The sequence below is a fragment of the Dactylosporangium sp. NPDC051485 genome, assembly GCF_040682015.1.
Taxonomy (GTDB): domain Bacteria; phylum Actinomycetota; class Actinomycetes; order Mycobacteriales; family Micromonosporaceae; genus Dactylosporangium.
Genome location: NZ_JBFAZW010000117.1, coordinates 1 through 17623, shown reverse-complemented (window position 1 = coordinate 17623; position 17623 = coordinate 1). Strand labels below are relative to the sequence as shown.

The window sequence follows — 17623 nt, the reverse complement described above, 5'->3', positions numbered from 1 at the left end:
ACGGTCCGGGATCTGCCCGGATGCCCGGATTCGGGCGAGCCGCGAAGCTTCTGGCATGACCACACCACTCGTGCGGGCCGGGGCCGTGGCCGCTCCGGCGCTGATGTTCGGCTACGGCACGCTGCGCCTCCTGGACGGCATGGACGGCCACTACCACAAGGGCAGCCTGCTGTGGAACGCGGGCCACGTCATGTTCTTCGCCGCGATCGTGCTCCTGGCCGCCATGGCGGTCGCGGCCCGCGCCCTGCTGCCGCTGCGCGACGTCACCAACCGCCTGGTCACCGACCTCGCCGTCGTGGCCACGGTGGCCGGCTCGGTCGCGTTCCTGTGGGTCATCACCGGCGACCTGAACCCGGGCTTCCCCGCCCTGCCCGACGCCCTGCAGACCGCCGGCCCCGCCGCCTTCCAGCTGGGTCTGCTGGCGCTGCTGGTCCAGCTCGTCCGGGGGCGCCGCCTGCCGGCCTGGAGCCCCGTCGCGGTCCTCTTCGCCTTCCTGCTGATCATCGTCAGCCTGGACCTGATCCCGCTGGGCGGCATCCTGCTCTTCGTCGGGCTGCTGCCGCTGGCCGGCGTGGCCCGCGCCGCCAACCACGGCCCGCGCGCCGCTTAAAGCTTCTTGAAGAAGAAGCTGCAGTCATCGAGGACGCCGGACGGGTCGGTGGCGTAGGCGGGGACCACCCCGTAGCGGGTCCAGCCGGCCGAGGCGTACAGGCGCTCGGCCGGGCTGCCCGCGGCGGTGTCCAGCAGCAGGAGCGTCGCCCCGCCGGACGCGGCCGCCGCCTCGGCCGTCTCCAGCAGGGCCCGGCCCAGGCCCCGGCCCCGGAAGCGGCTGTGGACCATCAGCTTCAGGACCTCCGCGCGGTGCCGGCCGTTCGGCTTGGTCTCCAGCGACAGGCTCACGGTGCCGGCCACGGCGCCGTCGACCGTCGCGGTCCACACGCGCAGGGTGCCCTCGCGCACGGCCGGCTCCCGGGTCCGCCACCAGGCGGCGGCGTCCTCGACGGCGAACGGCAGGCGGAAGCCCACCGAGGCCCCGCCGGCCACCGCGTCGGCCAGGACCTCGGCCAGGCCCTGGACCCGGGCGCCGTAGGACGACGGGCTGAGCGGTTCGATCACGGCAAGCTCCTTCAGGGCAGGACGATCAGCAGGGCGTAGCGGACCGGGGCCGGGCCCGGGTTGACGAACCTCGACGGGCCCCACAGGCGGTAGCGCAGGCAGTCGCCGGGGGCCAGCGACGAGGCGGTGCCGCCCACCGTCAGGGTCAGGGCGCCATCGAAGACCCACAGGTGGTGCTCCAGGCCGGGGACCGGGGGCTCCTCGTAGGCGATGTCGGCGCCCGGCTCCAGGGTCGCCTCGATGACCTCGCCGCGCAGGCCCGGGTGGGGCGGGGAGACGCCCCGGCGGGTGAAGCCCGTCGCGCGGTCGCGCCACACCGGCTGGGTGGCGGCGCGGACCAGCTGCGGGGGCTCCGGCTCGACCTCGGCCAGCAGGCGGGACATCGGGCGCTCGTAGACGACGCACAGCTTGCCCAGCAGGGCGGCGGTCGGGCTGATCTCGCCCCGTTCGAGGCGCGACAGGGTCGAGCGGCTCACGTCGGCGCGGCTCGCCAGGTCGTCCAGGGACCAGCCGCGCTCCTGGCGCAGCTCGGACAGGCGCCGGGCCAGCCGGGCCTCCAGCTCGTCTCCCATATTCGGGACGATATCCCAGATCCGAGAGCAGTGCGACATGTTCCCGCACCTGCGGTAATCGTTTGCCTAAAGACTTTAGGGAACCGTACGGTCGGAGGCGTGGAACCTCTGACCGAGCACGACATCCGCGCCGCCTTCGTCAACTGCTCGCGCGGGGAGGCGCAGCGCGCCTTCGTCCCGCGCGACCTCGCCGAGCGCCGCTGGCCCGACCTGGACTTCCTGGGCTGGCGCGACCCCGGCGCGCTCGACCGGGCCTACCTCGCCACCGGGCACGCCGGTGCCCTCGTGGCCGTGTCGCTGCGCATCGCCGAGCAGCACGGCCGCGGCTTCCGGCACCGGAGTATGTGCTCGCTGTGCCTCACCACGCATCCGGGCAGCGGCGTGTCGCTCATGACCGGGCGCCGGGCCGGCAAGGCGGGGCGCAACGGCGACTCCGTCGGCGTGTACCTCTGCTCCGACCTCGGCTGCTCGCTGTACGTCCGCGGGCTGCGCAAGCCCGGCGCCGGCGGCCGGCTGGACGAGACGCTCACCGTCGAGCAGCAGGTGGACCGGCTGGCCGGCAAGCTGTCGGCTTTCCTGGACCGCCTGGTCGGCGACCCGACGCTGGTGGTGCCCGCACCACAGCACGGCTCGCACCAGCACGACTGACGCGGACCGGGGCAGCCACCATGCTCGATGCATGACCAATCCGACGCTACCGGCGCTGCAGACCGGCGCCGGGATCGCCCGGCTCACCGGGGCGATCATCACCCCCATCGCCCTCGTCATGGTGGGCGCGACCGCCCTCGTCTGGGTGTCGCTGCCCGCCGTGCCGTCCACCGACGACTGGGTCACCCTGGCCGTCACCGCCGCCTTCGTGCCCGTCCTGGCCGGGATCGGCCTCCCCCTGCTCGTCGTCGGCGCGCGCCGGCTGGCCCGGCTGCGTCGGGTGATGCGCGAGGGGGTGCCCGTCGCGGCCGTCATCACCGCGATCACCGGGCTGTCCACCGACCCCGACGAGCGCGGCGCGAGCCGGATCGACCTCGCCGTGCCGGCCCCGGGCGGCGGGACGGTCAACGCCCGGGTGCGGCAGGTGGTACCGCTGCCGCTCGTGAAGTTCATGGCGCCCGGGGTGCGCGTGCCGGCACGCGTCGACCCCGCCGACCCGACCGTCGCCGTCATCGACTGGCGCTTCGCCGAGCCCCGCGAGCGCATCGCCGGCTCGGTGCTGTTCGATCTCGCCGCCGGCCTGATCAGCTGAGAGACCCACAGGTTTCCTCAGGCTCGTCACAAGCGGCCGGAGCAGGCTCCCACCATGGCGAAAATCCTGCACTGCTACGCCTGGACGGGGTGTCTGACGATCGTGCCGTTCGTCTACGAGGGATTCCGGCTGCCGTGGTACGGCACGGCAGCCGTCGTCGCCGCGGCGCTGCTCGCCTGGTCGCTCATGGCGATGCTGATCCGGCCGGGCGCGGTGATCCCGCCGCTGCCCGCGATCTGGGCGGTGGCCGCGATCCTGGCGCTCTTCGGCACGGGCAGCCTGATGCTGCAGGGCACGGTGAGCGCGGGGGCGCTCGCCGCCGGCGGCTACGGGTGGGCGCTGGCCGTGGTCACGCTGGCCCGTCAGCGGCGGTACAGGGCGGCGGTCCGCTCGGCGGCGCCGGCCACCATGGCCCGCAGCTCTGGCGGGTCCAGCACCTCCACGTCCGGGCCGAGGGCCAGCAGCTGGCTGTAGGCGACCGGCACCGACTCCGCCGGGAGCGCGACGGTGACCCACCCGTCCGCGTCCGGCGGGCCGGCCCCCTCGGCCGCGGCCCGGTACGCGATCGCCTCCACGCTCATCCGCAGCCGGCGCAGGCCGGCCGGGCTGAGCCGGACGGTGACCGTCTCGGCCAGCAGCGCCCGCTCGAACTCGGCCGCCCGCGCGGCCCAGAAGGCGGCCAGGTCGAAGCCGTCGTCCCGGGCGAAGCGCTCCTCGGTGGGCGTGGCCGCGCGCACCCGGTCGACCCGGTAGGTGCGCGCGTCGGCGCCGACGCGGCCCACGAGGTACCAGACCCCGTTCTTCAGCACCAGCCCGAGCGGCGCGACGCTGCGGGTCACCTCGCCCGCCTTCCCGGCGTAGGCGAGGGCCACCACGCGGTCCTCCCACACCGCCCGGGCGAGGGCGCCGAGCAGCGGCGGCGGCTCGGCGTCGCGGAACCAGCCCGGCGCGTCGAGGTGGAAGCGCTGCCGGGCCCGCCCGGAGGCCGATCGCAGGGCGTCGGGAAGCGCGGCGGACACCTTCAGCTCGGCTGTCGCCAGGGCCTCGCCGAGACCCATGTCCCGGGCCGGGCCGGGCAGCCCGGCCAGGAACAGCGCCTCGGCCTCGGCCCGGGAGAGGCCGTTGAGCCGGGTGCGGTAGCCGTCGAGCAGCCGGTAGCCGCCGGCCCGGCCCTGCTCGGCGTAGACGGGCACGCCCGCGGCCGACAGGGCCAGGATGTCGCGGTAGATGGTGCGCTCGGAGACCTCGAGCTGCTCGGCCAGCTCGGCGGCGGTGCGCACCCCGCCGGCCTGCAGCAGCAGGACCAGCGAGATGAGCCGGGAGACGCGCACCGGCTAACGGTAGCCCTCGGCGCCGCCGGACCGGCCGGCCGCGACGACCTCCGCGTCGTACCGCCACCAGTCGGGCCGGCTGCCGTCGGCGTCGGTGAGCCCGTACTGCGCGGCCAGCCCGGCGCTGGACAGCGAGGCCCCGTTCCAGCGGGCCTTGTCCGGGTCGGCGGCCAGGGCGGCGATGCCCCGCCCGAGGTACACCGGCGACTCCGACATCGCGAAGTGCGGGTCCTTCGCCACCCCGTCGCGCCAGGTGGCCTCGGTGACCCCGAAGTGCTCCAGCATCACCTCGGAGCGCAGGAACCCGGGGGTGACCGAAACGGCCGTGCCGCCGAGCGGCCCCAGCTCCTCGGCGAGCGCGAACGCCATCCGCAGCACGGAGGCCTTGGCCAGGTCGTAGAAGAACGAGACGCGGTACCGCGTGGCGTTGTACTCCGCCGTGCCGTCGGTCACCTCGACGACGAGACCGCCGGGCCGGCGCACGAGCAGCGGGAGCGCGGCGTGGCTGGTGACGATGTGCGTCTCCACGGCCAGGCGCAGGATGTGCAGGCCGGTCTGCAGGTCGTCCTCCCAGAGCCGCTTGTCCCAGCTGAACAGACCCTCGGCCCCCCAGATGTCGTTGACCAGCACGTCGAGCCCGCCCTGCTCGGCGTCGATGCGCGCCACGACGGCCCGCACCTGCTCCGGGTCGAGATGGTCGGCCCCGATCGCGATGCCGGTGCCGCCGGCCGCGGTGACCAGTTCGGCGGTCTCCTCGATGGTCTCCGGCCGCCCCATCTCCGACGGCCGCTCGCGGGTGCTGCGGCCCGTGACGTAAACGGTGGCGCCGGCCGCGCCGAGCTGCACGGCGATCTGGCGCCCGGCGCCCCGGGTCGCCCCGGCGACGAGCGCGACCTTGCCGGTCATCGTGTTCTGCATGCCGGCCACGCTGCCAGCAAAACCTGACAGGACGCGTCGCCCTTTACGAGAAACCGGGACGGCGCCTCCCCGCCCACGCGCCGCCACGGCCGCGGGCTTCGCGGTGCGCCGCTTCGGGGAGCCGCCGCCACGGCCGTGGTGCGCCGCTTCGGGGGAGCCGCCGTCGCCGCCGAGGCCGCACGGCGGCCCGATGGCCCGATGGCCCGCGCGCCGTGCCCGTACGCCGCCGACACCACCTGCACGACGACCCCGGCCGCCGTCGTTGCGGGAGTTCGAGCGCTGGCAGCGGTCGCGCAGGGCATTGCTCAGCGGCGCCCGCCGAAGCGCCCGTGGCGGTAACTCAGCGGCGTCCGCCGAAGCGCCACGGGCGCACGGTGAGGTCCCGGCCGTCCCGTACCGTGCGCGCGGCCGCCTCCGCATCCGGGGCCTGCACGCAGGCGGCGAACCCGTGGACCGGCCCGTCGTCGAGCCCGCGCAGCCGCCCGTGGACGATGACCCCGTCGCCCACCGGCTCGCCGGCCGCCCCGGTGACCAGGAACCGGTCGCCCTCCGGGCCGGGGAACTCCCACATCGTGCGCCCCACCAGATCCTCGAAGCGGAATATCTGCATGGCCGCATAGACGCCGGCCCGCCAGTTCGGCTCCTCGGTCACGAACGCCCGGGCCGCGCCGTCCGACGGCCGGTCCACGATGTGCAGGCTGCCGGTCGCCGTCTCGCCGTCGTCGCCGAGCGTCGGCCCGCGAGCGTGGAACTCGAAGCCGTCCATGTACGCCCAGTGCGCCTCGACCAGTTCCTCCCGCAGCGCCGAACTGCCGGGCCGGTCCGCGGTGTACACGAAGTAGAGCACCCTCACGAGACTACGATGAGGAAGCGATGGATGCGGTCATCGACCTCGACCGTCCGCCGGAGGAGTCCGGACCGGGCCGCCCCAAAGGGTCCTGGCTCGGCCTCGGCCCGCCCGGCGCGGGACGAGTCGGGGCAGGCGGTGCGCGGCGCCGGCCCGGGGCAAGGGTGGCGCTGCTGCTGGCGCTCGCGTTCGCGGCCGGCCTGCCGCAGGCCCCGCCCGCCCTGGTGAGCGCGGGGCGCCCGGTGCCGCTGCCCAGCTTCTGCACCGGCACGCCGATCCCCGGCGGCCGGCTCAACATCATCCGGGGCGACACCTTCATCATCCTGGACGCCATCACGAACACCGTCGTCAACGAGGGCCGCTGCCCGCGCCACACCGGCGGCGGCTGACCACACGCCCCGCCGCGCGTCGACACCTGCCGCCGAGGTGGCCTGGGCTGGTTTGCCGGGTTGGATCGCGGGCCAGCTTCACGTGGAGACCCGCCGGTGCGGCTGGGTTGGTTCGCGGGTGGATCCGCGTCGTGTGGACGCCCGTCGGTGTGCCGGGGCCGGTTGGCGGGGTCGAACGCCGCCGACGTCGTGAGGTCGGTCCGTGCGGTTGGATCGCGGGTTGGTCGGCGAGGGTCGGCTGCCGTGTTTTGCGGGGCCGCCCCGCGAACCAATGCCGCGGCCCAGCCCCGGCCACACCGACGGCCGCGATGGCCGGCGCTGCGAACCGGCCCCGCCACGGCCGACGGCGGTTCGCCCCGCGAGCCGGCCTCACCACACCGGTGGCTGCAGGAGCGAAAACGCGGCCGCCCACGATGCCCGCGGGGCAGGGACGAACCGGTGCGCCTCGCACAGACGCGGCGCCGGCCGCGCGGCCCGTCGCTCACCCCGGCGGCCACTCGCCCAGCAGGTGTAGCCGGATCAGCGCCGCGTGCGACAGGGGCGTGCGCAGGTCGGTCACGTCGCCGTTGGTGGTGTAGTCCAGCAGGGCGACCGGTCCCGCGGCGGCCAGCCGGGCCAGGCCCGCCAGCTCGTCGGCGAGGTGATGGTCAAGGACGAAACGGTAGGCCGGCAGGTAGATGCGCCGCCGCGCCGTCTCGTAGTCCAGCAGGTCGGGCGAGTCCAGGCTGGCCCGGTGGCCGCGGACCGGGCCGAAGCGGCGGACCGTGCGTTTCAGGCCCGTCATCCGGGTCACCGAGAGCAGCGCGCGGTCGACGTCGGCGCCGTCGAACACCTTCAGGGCCTGCCAGATCGCCTCCACCGAGGAGCCGGCCGCGCCGGGGCTCAGCGGCACCGGGATGCCGCCGTGCGGGTAGAACGGGCTGAACCGCACCCACGGGTGGGGGCCCCGGGAAGTCACGTCGACGACGGTGGCGGTGGGGCTTTTGGCCTCGGCGCCGCGGTGGTGCACGACCCTGATGTCCGGTCCCGTCTCCATGCCGGCATCTTGCCGGACGGGTACGACAGTTTTCGGGGTGCGCCGGGTGGGTACGCCGTGGACTCAATGAAGGAGGAAGCTTTGCCGCAGCAGGAGATGCGCCTGCAGTTCTCGCTGGAGCTGCCGCGCGACGCCGCCCGGGTCCGCGATGCCCGGCGGACGCTGGACGGGGCCTTGGCCGGGGCCGGCGTGACCCAGGAGTGCCGCGACGACATCCGGCTCGCCCTCACCGAGGCGTGCGGCAATGTGGTGTCGCACGCGAGCCTGGCTACGCAATACCACATCGATGTCACCGTCGACGGTGGCCTGTGCGTGATCGAGGTCACCGACGACGGTGGCGGCTTCGACCCGCAGCGGGTGCCGGCGGTCGACGCCGAACCGGCCCCGGAGGAGCCGGCGAGGCTGCCGGAGAGCGGCCGTGGCCTGCACGTGCTGGCCGCGGTGGTGGAGCGGCTCGACGTGGTGTCGGTCGAGGACACGGGCACCTTGGTCCGCTTCAGCAAGCACCTGACGTGGGACCCCGCGCAGGAAGAGTAATCGTCCGTTCGGACGTATGCTTACCCGAACGAAAGTACTAGGCCGTGCAACGACAACGAAGGGGCGGAACACCGATGCAGGTCACCTCGACGGTCGAGGGGTCGCGCGCCGTGGTTGCGGCGAGCGGGGAGCTGGACGTCGCGACCGCACCGGAGCTGCGCGCATACCTGCACAGACTGATCGACGACGGCGCCTCAACGCTGGTCGTCGACCTCAGCGACGTGGGGTTCCTCGACTCGACCACGCTGGGCGTGCTGATCAGTGTGCACAAGCGGCTCGCCGAGTCCGGCGGCCTGGTGGAGCTGGTCATCCCGCACGCCCGGCTGCTGCGCATCTTCCAGATCACGGGCCTGGACCGGGTGTTCGCGATCCGGCCCTCGCTCACCGAGGCCGCGATGCAATAGGGCGAGCGACGGGCGGCCGTAGGCGGCGTTGAGCACCTGCATCGCCGCCCCGGCCGCGATCACGTCGCCGCCGAGCGCCGACGCGGACACGGTCACCGTGAGCCAGCCGGCGCCGGGCACCTCATGGCGTACCGCCGAGGCCACCGCATCGACGTAGACGTCGCGGTGGCGGAGCAGGTCCGCGCCGGCGAGCACCACGTGACCCACGTCGGTGGTCTGCAGCAGGTTCACCACTCCGATGCCGAGCAGCCGGGCCGCCCGGGGCACGTCCCCGGCGGCGACGGCGGCGTCGTGCAGGACCTCCAGGCAGCCCTGCCGGCCGCACACGCAGCGGGGGCCGTCGACCTGCAGCACGGTGTGGCCGAACTCGCCGGCGTTGGTGTGTGCGCCGCGGTAGGCCCCGCCGCCCAGCCACAGGCCGGCGCCGATGCCCGACTCCACCATGACGAGCACGCCGTCGCGGAAGCCGTCGCCGCGCCGCCAGGCCTCGGCGGTGACCCCGGCGGTGACGTCCTTGTCCAGGTGTACCGCGACGCCGAGCCGGGCGGCGGCGAGCTCCCGCAGCGGCACGTCGTGCCAGTGCCGCAGGCGGTGGGCGTCGCGCACGATGCCGTTGGCGTGGTCGAGCGGCCCCACCATGCCCAGGCCCAGGCCGACGATCCGGGCCGGGTCGACGGGCCGGGCCCGCAGCAGCTCGGCCCGCGCGGTGTCGACCGCGTCGAGCAGCTCGCCGGGCGTGAAGTCGGCCGGCAGCGGGGCGACGGCGCCCGCGAGGACCTCGCCGACGAGGTCGGTCAGGACGAGGCGGATGCCGGTGCGGGCCACGTGCACGCCGATCGCGAACCGGCTGGAGGGCACGATCCGGTAGATGGTGGCCGGCTTGCCGACGCCTTGGCGACGTACACCCGCGGGCTCTATCAACCCGTCGCCGGCCAGCCGGGCCAGGACCTTCGACACCGCCTGCGGGGTGAGGCCGGTGGCGGCGGCGATCGACGAGCGGTCGAAGCGCGGCGCGGCCCGGGCGAGGCCGACCACGAGGGCGTCGTTGTAGCCGCGCAGATAGCCGAGGCCGGCTCCGGGCGTGTCCATGCCCACATCGTATAACGCAACGCTGTTGCTAAACTATCGCCCGTGGAAGACCTGACCGCGGCGCGCCGCTGGACCGCACTCGCGGCCCTGTCCCTGGGCGGTTTCGGCATCGGGCTGACCGAGTTCGTGGCCATGGGCCTGCTGCCCGACATGTCGCGGGATCTCCTGCCGCAGCTGTACGCCGATGCGCCGGCCCGGGCCGTGGCGCACGGCGGCTGGATCATCACCGCGTATGCGCTGGGCGTCGTCGTCGGCGCGCCCACGATCGCCGCGCTGACCGCCCGCCTGCCCCGCAAGACGCTCGTCGTCGCCCTGCTGGGCCTGTTCACCTTCGGTACCGTCGCCTCGGCCGTCGCTCCCGGCTTCTGGCCCGTCCTCGTCGCGCGGTTCGTGGCCGCGCTGCCCCACGGCGCCTACTTCGGCGCCGCCGGCCTGGTCGCCGCGTCCATCATCGGCCCGGGCAACCAGGCCAAGGGCTTCGCCACGGTGCTCGGCGGGCTCACCGCGGCCAACGTCTTCGGGGTGCCACTCATCACGCGGCTCGGGCAGGCGGCCGGCTGGCGGGTGGCGTACGTGGCCATCGCCGCCATGTTCGCCCTCACGCTGGCCTTCGTCGCGCTCACCGTGCCGCACGCACCCGCCGACCCGGCCGGCTCGCCGCGGGCCGAGCTGCGCGCGTTGCGCAAGCCACAGGTGTGGCTGGTCGCGGTGACCGCCGCCGTGGGCTTCGGCGGGTTCTTCGCCATCGACAGCTACATCGCGCCGGTGACCACGCACGTGGCCGGCCTGAGCGAGGGCGCGGTGCCGTGGGTCCTCGTCGCGGTCGGCCTTGGCATGACGGTGGGCAACGCGCTCGGCGGCTGGGCCTCCGACCGCAACCTGCGCCGCAGCCTGCTGAGCGGCTTCGTGGTCCTCATCGCCAGCATGGCCCTGTTCGCCGTGCTCGCGCACGGCCGGTACACGATCTTCGCCGGTGCCTTCCTCGTGGGCGCGGCCTCGCTGTTCCTCGGCCCGGCGATGCAGTCGCGGCTCATCGGGGTGGCGCCGGGCACGCAGCTCATGGGGGCCGCGGTGAACCAGGCCTCGATGAACATCGCCAACAGCCTCGGCGCGGCGCTCGGCGGGGCGGTCATCGCGGCCGGCTGGGGGTACATCGCCCCGAGCTGGGTCGGCGTCGGCCTCGGCGGCGCCGGGTTGGCGCTGGCGGTCGCGAGCTTCACGCTGGAGGCCCGCAAGGCCCGCCGCCTAGCGGTAACGGGCGGGGGTCGTGGGCCGGAAGGGGCCGATGACCAGGCCCCGGCGGGCGCCGCCGCGCACCGCGAAGTGGACGCCCGCGCGTAGCGCGACGCCGGCGATGCGGACCGGGCGGCGGACCACGTACAGCGGCGAGAACGGCGGCTCGAAGTAACACGTGTCGCCGTAGCGGGGCACGTGGTACCACAGGTCGCCGCGGTGCAGGCCGGCGTCGATCTGGGCCTGGATGGCCAGCGTGGCGCCCGGATCGGGGTCGAGGCGCCACATGTCGGCCACCGCCCGGGCGGCCCGCGGGTCCCGGCGCCAGCGCTCCACGGTCGCCTTGTCGGTCATGCACCACACGTCGAAGCGCGGGCCCGCCAGCAGCGACGGCATCGAGGCCAGCTGCCCGACCCGGAACCACAGCTCCAGGGCGCGCCGGAGGTGCTGCTCGATGAGCTCGTGCAGGCCGGCGTGGTGCCGCCCGGTGCGCAGCCCCGCGGCGTAGTCGGCGGCCGCGGCCGCCGCCGCGCCGTCCTGGTTGAGCCGGTGGACCGCCGACTCGAACTGCGGCGGCACCCCGCCCCGGACCAGCGCGTGCAGGGCCACCTCGGCGTGCTCGCGCACCGGCGCGACGGCGGCCTGCAGCGCCACCAGGTGCTCCGGCGGGCAGGTGACGACCTCCGCCCAGGCCGGCAGGGGCGCCGGGAGCAGGGTGTTCAGCGCGATGTCGTACTCCGGGTTGGCCCGCGCCTGCCGGGCCCGCGACACCCACTCGCCGACCGCCGTCAGCCACGCCGCCGCCTGGGCGTACGTGACCGGGGGCACGTAGCCGGCCGTCGAGGGCCGCGCGGCGTAGTCGGCGTCGAGGAACGTCTCGCCCAGCGTCTGCAGCACGAACGCGTTCCACGCGGCCAGCAGCTGGCTCGTCGCCGCCGGCGGCGCGCCCCACAGCGAGGGCAGCCGCTCGCGCAGCTCGTCGGCGGCGAGGATCTCGTCGTAGGCGACCCGGCCGGCGGCGCGCAGGGCCTCCAGGTAGACGGTGTCGCGCTCCCCGGCCAGCCCCGCCCGCAACCTCGTCAGGAAGCTCGGTTGCTGCGGTTCCACCCCCACAAGATAAGGGGGGTGATCCAGTTAGCCTGCCTCGGCGAGACCACCCATGTCGATCCGGGCCTGATCTTTCGCATCGGCAGTGTCCGGGCTGGTTTGGAAGGGCATTGAACTAACCGGTTGGTGTGCGTAAAGTCGGCCTCAACCGCGAACTACGGAGGCACCGCCATGAGTGGCTTCACGCCGACTCCGCAGGACAAGTTCTCGTTTGGATTGTGGACGGCCGGCTGGAGCGCCCGCGACGACTTCGGTGACGCCACCCGCGCCCCCCTCGACCCGGTCGAAGCCGCCGGCATGGCGTTCGAGCGTCTCGATCAACTGGCCATGGAACACCGGCTGGGTGTGCGATGACACTGGTTGCCGGGGTCGACACGTCGACCCAGTCGACCAAGGTCGTGGTGTGCGACGCGGACACCGGCGAGGTGCTCCGCGAGGGCCGCGCGCCACACCCCGACGGTACCGAGGTCGATCCGCGGTTGTGGTGGGCCGCGTACGAACAGGCCAGCGCCGGGCTGCTGGACGGTGTCGCCGCGATCGGCGTCGGCGGGCAGCAGCAGGGCATGGTCTGCCTCGACGAGGCCGGCGAGGTGGTGCGCCCCGCCGTGCTGTGGAACGACACCCGCTCGGCGCGTGCCGCGGTCGACCTCACCGGCGAGTTCGGCGGCCCGCAGGCGTGGGCCGACGCGGTCGGGCTGGTGCCGGTGGCCAGCTTCACGGTCACCAAGCTGCGCTGGTTCGCCCGCGCCGAGCCGGAGCTCGCGGCCCGGACGACCACGGTGCTCCTGCCGCACGACTGGCTCACCCACCGGCTGCGCGCGGACGGGGGAGAGCCGACGACCGACCGCGGCGAGGCCTCCGGCACCGGGTACTGGTCGCCGGCGACCGGGGAGTACCGCCGGGACCTGGTGAAGCTCGCCTTCGGCCGGGACCTGGCGGTGCCCCGGGTCGCCGGGCCCGCCGAGACGGTCGGCGAGACCGCGTCCGGCGCGGTGCTGGCCGCCGGCACCGGTGACACCATGGGCGCGGCGCTCGGCGTCGGCCTGCGGCCCGGCGAGGTGGTGGTGTCGCTGGGCACCTCGGGATGCGCGTTCGGGGTGAGCGAGGTTCCAACCGCCGACGCGAGCGGGCTGGTGGCCGGCTACGCCGACGCGACCGGCCGGTTCCTGCCGCTGGTGTGCACGCTCAACGCGGCCCGCGTGCTGGTCACAGTCGCCGACCTGCTGGGCCGGTCGCTGGCCGAGCTCGACGAGTTGGCGCTCTCGGCGCCGCCGGGTGCGGGAGGGTTGACGCTCCTGCCCTACCTGGACGGGGAACGAACCCCCAACCTGCCCGACGCGCGTGGTCTGCTCGCCGGGCTGACCCGGGCGAACGCGTCGGCGGCGAACCTGGCGCGGGCCGCGGTGGAGGGCATGCTCGGCGGCCTCGCCGACGCCCTCGACGCGCTCCGCGCCCAGGGCACCCCGGTCAACCGGGTGCTGCTGATCGGCGGCGCGGCCAAGTCCCGCGCGGTACAGGCGATCGCGCCGGCGCTGTTCAACGCGCCCGTGAGCGTGCCGAGCCCCGGCGAGTACGTCGCGCTCGGCGCGGCGCGTCAGGCGGCCTGGGCACTGTCCGGCGGTGCCGAGCCGCCGCAGTGGCCCGTCGCAGCCGAGGAGGTCGCCGCCACCACCACCCCAGAGGTGCACGAGCGCTACGCCGACGTCCGCCAACGGGCGCTACGGCTGCTGACGTAAGGACGGAGCGCGGCGGGTCGAACGCGGCGGCATCGGGTCCCACCCAGGACCCGGCGCCGCCCCGCTGCGGCCTGCCCCGCGGGCTCAGGGCTCGTTGACCGAGATGAGTCCAATGTCGACCATCGTCGCGATGCGGCTCTGCGAGGTGGCGAACAGGACGACGTCCGCCACGTCGTCAGGGGAGAGATACCCTGCGGTGGCGATACCCTCTGGTGTGCGTCCTCGCCCGACGGCGAAATCGGTCTCGATGCCGGCGGGGCAGATGACCCCGACCTTGATCCCGAATGGTTGCAGCTCCTTGCGGAGGGCTCGCGAGAACCCGACCTGCGCGTGCTTGGTTGCGCAGTAGATGGCTTCTCCACCGTATCCGTCCAGCCCGGCCTGGGAGGAGATCGTGAGGATGAGTCCGCTTCGCTGCGTGATCATCGTGTCCACGACGGCTCGCGTGAAGACGAACGTGCTTCGGACGTTGGTGGCCATCATCTGGTCGAAGAGGTCGACATCCGACTCGACGAGGTCTGCGTAGTGCCCCATGCCGGCGTTGTTGACCAGAATGTCCACCCGCCCGTATTCGGCTATCGCGAGGTCGACGACGGTGGCCGCGGTCGTTGCCTGGCTGGCGTCGCCGGTAACGTGCCGGTAGCTGCCGCTGACGGGCTCAGGGACGATCGCGTCGACCTCGCGTTCATCGCGGCGCGCGACCCCGATGACGGTGGCACCCGCCGCGGCGAGGCGTCTCGCCGTTGCCCGCCCCACTCCGCTGGTGGTGCCGGTGACGACGGCCACCTGCCCGGTAAGTGAACTGGTGTCCATTTTGCTGCTTCCCTGCCGTTCTTATCTGGGTGGCCCCACATCGTCCCTTAAGGCTAGCGATTGGCCGAATGATCTCGCCGTCGTCCACCACGCCGCAACCCATCGGTTGCCGACCGGGACGTGCGCGCTCCGGTCGCCAGACATCACTACACTCGGCGGCGGAGCCCGGGCATCGATCGGAGCGAGGGGGTGGCTGGTGCGGCCGCTACATCCCTCCGCGGTGCCGGCGTGGATGATCGAGCGGGCGACGCGACGGCGGCTGGCGGGCGACTGGCGCGGGGCGTGCGAGGCGGCGGGCGTCGACGCCGACGTGGACCTGCGCGCGATCAGGCGCGTGCACGGCGCCGACGTCGCCGACGAGGTCGAGGGCGACCTGCGCCACCTCGTGCCCGACCTGCTGCGCTGGCACCTGCCCCGGGGCCGGCCCGACGGGCTGCTGCGCGGCGGCGTGTGGTTCCCGCTCGCGCTGTTCCCCGACGGGCACGCGCTCGTCGCCCGCCCGCCCGTCTGGCACGACCGCCCGCAGCGGATCAGCCTGCGATTCCACCGCATGGCCGCCGACGAGCAGTGCGGTGCGCGGGACGACACGCTGATGCTGCTGCGCGACCGATGGGACGCCAGGTGTACCGCCGAGCTGCTGGCCCGCTCCGGCGGCGCCACCCGGCTGCCGTTCTTCGCCCCGGACGGGCGGCGCCTCCCCGACGACGAGGTGGCCGGCGACGGGCCGGAGGGGCAGGTCGAGCTGGCCGTCGAGGTGGACGGGCAGGGCCGGCACGCCGACGCCTGGGCCGCGGCGGGCTGGGACCTCGAGGTGCTGCTCTTCCAGCCGGCGTGGGGACCCGACCGGATCGACCCGGCCGCGTTCGACCGGGCGCGCACCGACGCCCGCGACACTGTGGTCAACCGGTCGCTGGCCGGGCTGCGGCCGGTCCACCCGTGGCTCGTCGAGGCGGCACGCCGGACCCTGGCCCGCGTCCCGGCGCTACGGCTGGTCGAGCCGTGGCCGAGCGAGCCGCCGCGGGCGCTGCCGTGGCCGACCGAGGTCGACGAGCGCCCCGGGCTCGTGCGGATCGACCTGCGGGGCCGCTGCCTGGTCCTCGACCGGCTCGACGCCCCGCGCCCGCGGGCCCGGCTGGTGTCGCGGCTGCCGCACGGCGAGACCGATGAGGACCGGGAGCGCGCCGAGGTCGCCGCGTTCGGCCTGGAGCTGGCCCGCCTGCCGCGGATGCCGTTCGTCCTGGCCCGGCGCCCCGCCGAGCTGTCCGCGCTGCTGCGCGGGGACCTGCGCCCCGACGACCTGCACCCGCTGGTGCGCGCCGCGCTCTTCCCCGAGCGGCCGCCCCTGCCCCCGGCGGCGACCGGCCCGCTGCGCGACACCGTCCGCGTGCGCTGCGCCGGCGCCACCCACGAGGTGGTGATCCGCGACGGTACGTTCGCCCTCCCACACCCGCAGGCGGAGATCGACCGGGAGCGAATGGTCAAGGCGCTCGGCGGTCAGGTGCAGGGCTGCGTCGCCGCCCGGGACGGCTGGCGCGAGCACACCGTGCGCATGCCCCGCGCGATGCGCCGCCTGCGCGACGAGCTGCTCGCCCGCGTGTGGCACGGCGACGGCCCGGCCGTGGCCGCGGCCCTCGACGGCGGCATCGACCCGCACGTGCGCGACGAGCGCGGCCGGACCCTGCTGCACCTGCTGCCCTGGCTGTCCGGCGCGGACCTGTTGCCCCGGCTGCTGGCCGCCGGCCTGCGGGTCGACGCGCGGGACGTGGACGACGAGACCCCGCTGCACGCCGCCGTCGCGCACGGCTCGCCGGACCTGGTCCGCGCCCTGCTCGCCGCCCGCGCCGACCCCAAGGCCATGTCGACCGGCCGGCACGGCCGCATCGCCGCCTGGACGCAGCGCCCGGACCTGGACTTCCTACGCCCGTCGCGGCGCTGACGTAGACGCACCGCGCCGCATCGCCGCCTGGACGCAACGCCCGGACCTGGACTTCCTACGCCCGTTGCGGCGCTGACGTAGACTCGCCGCGGCTGGGCCGTAGCGCAGAGGTTGTCGCATCGTCCTGCACCGACGGAGGACGCCGGTTCGAATCCGGCCGGCCCCGCCCACGGCCGGCGGCGGTGCGGGTCACGCGGCGTCGGGGGACACCCAGTCCGGGTGGGCCGCGACGAACGTGGGCAGGTCGTCCTCGCGGACGGCGGAGAACAGTTTCAGGCTGGTGTCGCTGAGAATCTCGGTGTCCTTGCCGTCGATCATCTCGGAGTTGAAGGTGCCGCCGTTGGTCTTCAGCATGGTCACGGCGCCCGAGCGGATGTTGCGCAGCGCGAAGATCCAGTCGGGGATGGAGATCCCGCCGCTGTCGAAGGTCATGGCCTGACCGGCGGCGCGCAGCACACGGTCCAGGCTCATGGGGTTGGTGAGGACACCGTTGCTGGTGGCCTGCTTCAGCACCGCCTTGAGGAACTGCTGCTGGTGACGCTGCCGGCCGTAGTCCCCGTCCGGGAGCAGCTCGCGCTGGCGCACGTAGTCCAGGGCCTGCCAGTCGGTGAGGTGCTGGCAGCCGGGCTGGTAGACCTGCGGGGTGACCCCGGGGACGGCAACCGGCCCGTCCCCGGTGATCTGGTACGGCATCTGGTACTGGCCGCGGGCATCGTGTCCGACGTGGACGGAGACGGTTCGCTCGTCCACGCACATGTCCACCCCGCCCAGGGCCGCCACCAACGACTTGAACGCGGAGAAGTCGACGATCGCACCGCCGTTGAACGAGATCCCGGTCAGCCGTTTGATCGTCAGGGCGAGCAGTTCGAACCCGCCCGCGCGCCCGACTCCGTCGCCGTAGCCGTCGGCGAACGCCGCGTTGATCTTGTCGTTGCCGCCGCCGAAGCCGCTTTTCGCGTACGCCGGGATCGGCACGTACGAGTCCCTGGGTATCGACACCAGGTAGGCGGCGTTGTGGTTCGCCGGGATGTGCACGATCAGGATCGAGTCCGCGTTGTGGTCGGCGTCCGGGGCGTTGCTGCGCTCGTCGATCCCGACCAGCAGGAGGTTGATCGGCCCGTCGATGCTGGCATGCGTGGCCGCCGCGTCGCCGAGCAGGCGCTGCTGGCCGATCGCGTCGGTGTACCGGTGCAGCAGCGCCTGGGAGCCAGCGAAGGCGGCGGCGCTGCACAGGATGAGCAGCACCCCGACGACGATCACCGGCCGGGCCCAGCGCGGGCGCCGGGCGGGCGGCCGCGGCTGGGGCCGGCCGACCTCGC

Annotated in this window: 20 protein-coding genes, 1 tRNA gene and 1 pseudogene; 12 read left to right on the top strand and 10 right to left on the bottom strand. The window is 74.4% G+C overall.

From position 1 onward, the window contains the following. The first annotated feature begins 55 nt into the window (after nucleotides 1-55). Nucleotides 56-610, top strand: a complete 555-nt coding sequence (locus tag AB0M46_RS42690; protein WP_363345736.1) for a hypothetical protein — start codon at nucleotides 56-58, stop codon at nucleotides 608-610. Here AB0M46_RS42690 and AB0M46_RS42685 read toward each other — a convergent pair. Together AB0M46_RS42685 and AB0M46_RS42680 are read right to left on the bottom strand one after the other, a co-directional pair. Continuing rightward, the gene (locus AB0M46_RS42685; protein ID WP_363345734.1) at nucleotides 607-1116 is read right to left on the bottom strand and encodes a GNAT family N-acetyltransferase; all 510 of its coding nucleotides are present in this window, start codon (nucleotides 1114-1116) and stop codon (nucleotides 607-609) included. The genes AB0M46_RS42690 and AB0M46_RS42685 overlap by 4 nt on opposite strands. A gap of 11 nt (nucleotides 1117-1127) precedes the next feature. Then, nucleotides 1128-1688, bottom strand: coding sequence for a helix-turn-helix domain-containing protein (locus AB0M46_RS42680; protein ID WP_363345732.1), 561 nt, complete (start codon nucleotides 1686-1688; stop codon nucleotides 1128-1130). Nucleotides 1689-1787: 99 nt separating this feature from the next. Between AB0M46_RS42680 and AB0M46_RS42675 the strand changes: the two genes are divergently transcribed. Genes AB0M46_RS42675 through AB0M46_RS42665 form a run of 3 tightly spaced genes read left to right on the top strand, consistent with a single transcriptional unit; the run spans nucleotide 1788 to nucleotide 3402 of the window. Then, a complete protein-coding gene (locus AB0M46_RS42675; RefSeq protein WP_363345730.1) occupies nucleotides 1788-2336 on the top strand; it encodes an FBP domain-containing protein in 549 nt (182 codons plus the stop codon). 31 nt (nucleotides 2337-2367) lie between these two features. Then, the gene (locus AB0M46_RS42670; RefSeq protein ID WP_363345728.1) at nucleotides 2368-2928 is read left to right on the top strand and encodes a DUF3592 domain-containing protein; all 561 of its coding nucleotides are present in this window, start codon (nucleotides 2368-2370) and stop codon (nucleotides 2926-2928) included. Nucleotides 2929-2982: 54 nt separating this feature from the next. Further along, nucleotides 2983-3402 (top strand): hypothetical protein, encoded by a 420-nt coding sequence (locus AB0M46_RS42665; RefSeq protein WP_363345726.1) that lies wholly within the window; start codon nucleotides 2983-2985, stop codon nucleotides 3400-3402. On the opposite strand, the gene AB0M46_RS42660 is transcribed toward AB0M46_RS42665, so the two are convergent. The 3 genes from AB0M46_RS42660 to AB0M46_RS42650 all read right to left on the bottom strand — a co-directional run bounded on the left by AB0M46_RS42660 (nucleotide 3291) and on the right by AB0M46_RS42650 (nucleotide 6030). Then, a complete protein-coding gene (locus AB0M46_RS42660; protein ID WP_363345724.1) occupies nucleotides 3291-4259 on the bottom strand; it encodes a YafY family protein in 969 nt (322 codons plus the stop codon). The genes AB0M46_RS42665 and AB0M46_RS42660 overlap by 112 nt on opposite strands. A 3-nt stretch (nucleotides 4260-4262) precedes the next feature. Beyond that, entirely contained in the window at nucleotides 4263-5177 is a 915-nt protein-coding gene (locus AB0M46_RS42655; protein ID WP_363345722.1) for an SDR family oxidoreductase, read from the bottom strand. A gap of 340 nt (nucleotides 5178-5517) precedes the next feature. Next, nucleotides 5518-6030 carry a YciI family protein gene (locus AB0M46_RS42650; protein WP_363345720.1) on the bottom strand — a complete coding sequence of 171 codons (513 nt, stop codon included), beginning with the start codon at nucleotides 6028-6030 and terminating at the stop codon, nucleotides 5518-5520. Between the two features lie 20 nt (nucleotides 6031-6050). Here AB0M46_RS42650 and AB0M46_RS42645 point away from each other — a divergent pair, with 20 nt between their 5' ends. After that, complete coding sequence (locus AB0M46_RS42645) at nucleotides 6051-6413, top strand: hypothetical protein (RefSeq protein WP_363345718.1); 363 nt, start codon at nucleotides 6051-6053, stop codon at nucleotides 6411-6413. Nucleotides 6414-6894: 481 nt separating this feature from the next. Here the strand turns inward: AB0M46_RS42645 and AB0M46_RS42640 are convergent, their stop codons facing one another. Continuing rightward, complete coding sequence (locus tag AB0M46_RS42640; RefSeq protein ID WP_363345716.1) at nucleotides 6895-7449, bottom strand: hypothetical protein; 555 nt, start codon at nucleotides 7447-7449, stop codon at nucleotides 6895-6897. Between the two features lie 81 nt (nucleotides 7450-7530). Between AB0M46_RS42640 and AB0M46_RS42635 the strand changes: the two genes are divergently transcribed. Next, nucleotides 7531-7986, top strand: a complete 456-nt coding sequence (locus tag AB0M46_RS42635) for an ATP-binding protein (RefSeq protein ID WP_363345714.1) — start codon at nucleotides 7531-7533, stop codon at nucleotides 7984-7986. A 74-nt stretch (nucleotides 7987-8060) separates the two neighbouring features. After that, nucleotides 8061-8390, top strand: a complete 330-nt coding sequence (locus AB0M46_RS42630; protein ID WP_363345768.1) for an STAS domain-containing protein — start codon at nucleotides 8061-8063, stop codon at nucleotides 8388-8390. Nucleotides 8391-8696: 306 nt separating this feature from the next. Here the strand turns inward: AB0M46_RS42630 and AB0M46_RS42625 are convergent. Then, nucleotides 8697-9479, bottom strand: a pseudogene (locus AB0M46_RS42625) (ROK family transcriptional regulator); the annotation flags it as partial. A 42-nt stretch (nucleotides 9480-9521) separates the two neighbouring features. On the opposite strand from AB0M46_RS42625, the gene AB0M46_RS42620 reads away from it, so the two are divergent. Beyond that, the gene (locus AB0M46_RS42620; protein ID WP_363345712.1) at nucleotides 9522-10820 is read left to right on the top strand and encodes an MFS transporter; all 1299 of its coding nucleotides are present in this window, start codon (nucleotides 9522-9524) and stop codon (nucleotides 10818-10820) included. On the opposite strand, the gene AB0M46_RS42615 is transcribed toward AB0M46_RS42620, so the two are convergent. After that, nucleotides 10725-11819, bottom strand: coding sequence for a hypothetical protein (locus AB0M46_RS42615; RefSeq protein ID WP_363345710.1), 1095 nt, complete (start codon nucleotides 11817-11819; stop codon nucleotides 10725-10727). The two genes, AB0M46_RS42620 and AB0M46_RS42615, sit on opposite strands and share 96 nt — an antisense overlap. Before the next feature lie 171 nt (nucleotides 11820-11990). On the opposite strand from AB0M46_RS42615, the gene AB0M46_RS42610 reads away from it, so the two are divergent. Together AB0M46_RS42610 and xylB are read left to right on the top strand one after the other, a co-directional pair. Next, a complete protein-coding gene (locus tag AB0M46_RS42610; RefSeq protein ID WP_363345772.1) occupies nucleotides 11991-12173 on the top strand; it encodes a hypothetical protein in 183 nt (60 codons plus the stop codon). Next, nucleotides 12170-13555, top strand: coding sequence for a xylulokinase (gene xylB, locus AB0M46_RS42605; RefSeq protein ID WP_363345708.1), 1386 nt, complete (start codon nucleotides 12170-12172; stop codon nucleotides 13553-13555). The genes AB0M46_RS42610 and xylB overlap by 4 nt, the downstream gene beginning before the upstream one ends. Before the next feature lie 84 nt (nucleotides 13556-13639). Here xylB and AB0M46_RS42600 read toward each other — a convergent pair whose 3' ends face one another. Beyond that, a complete protein-coding gene (locus AB0M46_RS42600) occupies nucleotides 13640-14341 on the bottom strand; it encodes an SDR family oxidoreductase (RefSeq protein ID WP_363345706.1) in 702 nt (233 codons plus the stop codon). A gap of 223 nt (nucleotides 14342-14564) precedes the next feature. On the opposite strand from AB0M46_RS42600, the gene AB0M46_RS42595 reads away from it, so the two are divergent. Both AB0M46_RS42595 and AB0M46_RS42590 read left to right on the top strand, forming a co-directional pair. Beyond that, nucleotides 14565-16304: an ankyrin repeat domain-containing protein gene (locus AB0M46_RS42595; protein ID WP_363345704.1), complete on the top strand. Its 1740-nt coding sequence runs from the start codon at nucleotides 14565-14567 to the stop codon at nucleotides 16302-16304. Between the two features lie 94 nt (nucleotides 16305-16398). Next, nucleotides 16399-16470: transfer RNA gene (locus AB0M46_RS42590), tRNA-Cys, on the top strand. A gap of 23 nt (nucleotides 16471-16493) precedes the next feature. Here AB0M46_RS42590 and AB0M46_RS42585 read toward each other — a convergent pair. Beyond that, on the bottom strand, nucleotides 16494-17623 hold a 1130-nt coding region (locus AB0M46_RS42585; protein WP_363345702.1), incomplete at its 5' end, for an LCP family protein.

What these genes read in the sequence shown, in the direction of transcription:
- AB0M46_RS42610 (WP_363345772.1), top strand. Translation starts at nt 11,991, where the DNA reads ATGAGTGGCTTCACGCCGACTCCGCAGGACAAGTTCTCGTTTGGATTG.
- AB0M46_RS42680 (WP_363345732.1), bottom strand. Translation starts at nt 1,688, where the DNA reads ATGGGAGACGAGCTGGAGGCCCGGCTGGCCCGGCGCCTGTCCGAGCTG.
- AB0M46_RS42690 (WP_363345736.1), top strand. Translation starts at nt 56, where the DNA reads ATGACCACACCACTCGTGCGGGCCGGGGCCGTGGCCGCTCCGGCGCTG.
- AB0M46_RS42640 (WP_363345716.1), bottom strand. Translation starts at nt 7,449, where the DNA reads ATGGAGACGGGACCGGACATCAGGGTCGTGCACCACCGCGGCGCCGAG.
- AB0M46_RS42645 (WP_363345718.1), top strand. Translation starts at nt 6,051, where the DNA reads ATGGATGCGGTCATCGACCTCGACCGTCCGCCGGAGGAGTCCGGACCG.
- xylB (WP_363345708.1), top strand. Translation starts at nt 12,170, where the DNA reads ATGACACTGGTTGCCGGGGTCGACACGTCGACCCAGTCGACCAAGGTC.
- AB0M46_RS42670 (WP_363345728.1), top strand. Translation starts at nt 2,368, where the DNA reads ATGACCAATCCGACGCTACCGGCGCTGCAGACCGGCGCCGGGATCGCC.
- AB0M46_RS42655 (WP_363345722.1), bottom strand. Translation starts at nt 5,177, where the DNA reads ATGCAGAACACGATGACCGGCAAGGTCGCGCTCGTCGCCGGGGCGACC.
- AB0M46_RS42665 (WP_363345726.1), top strand. Translation starts at nt 2,983, where the DNA reads ATGGCGAAAATCCTGCACTGCTACGCCTGGACGGGGTGTCTGACGATC.
- AB0M46_RS42630 (WP_363345768.1), top strand. Translation starts at nt 8,061, where the DNA reads ATGCAGGTCACCTCGACGGTCGAGGGGTCGCGCGCCGTGGTTGCGGCG.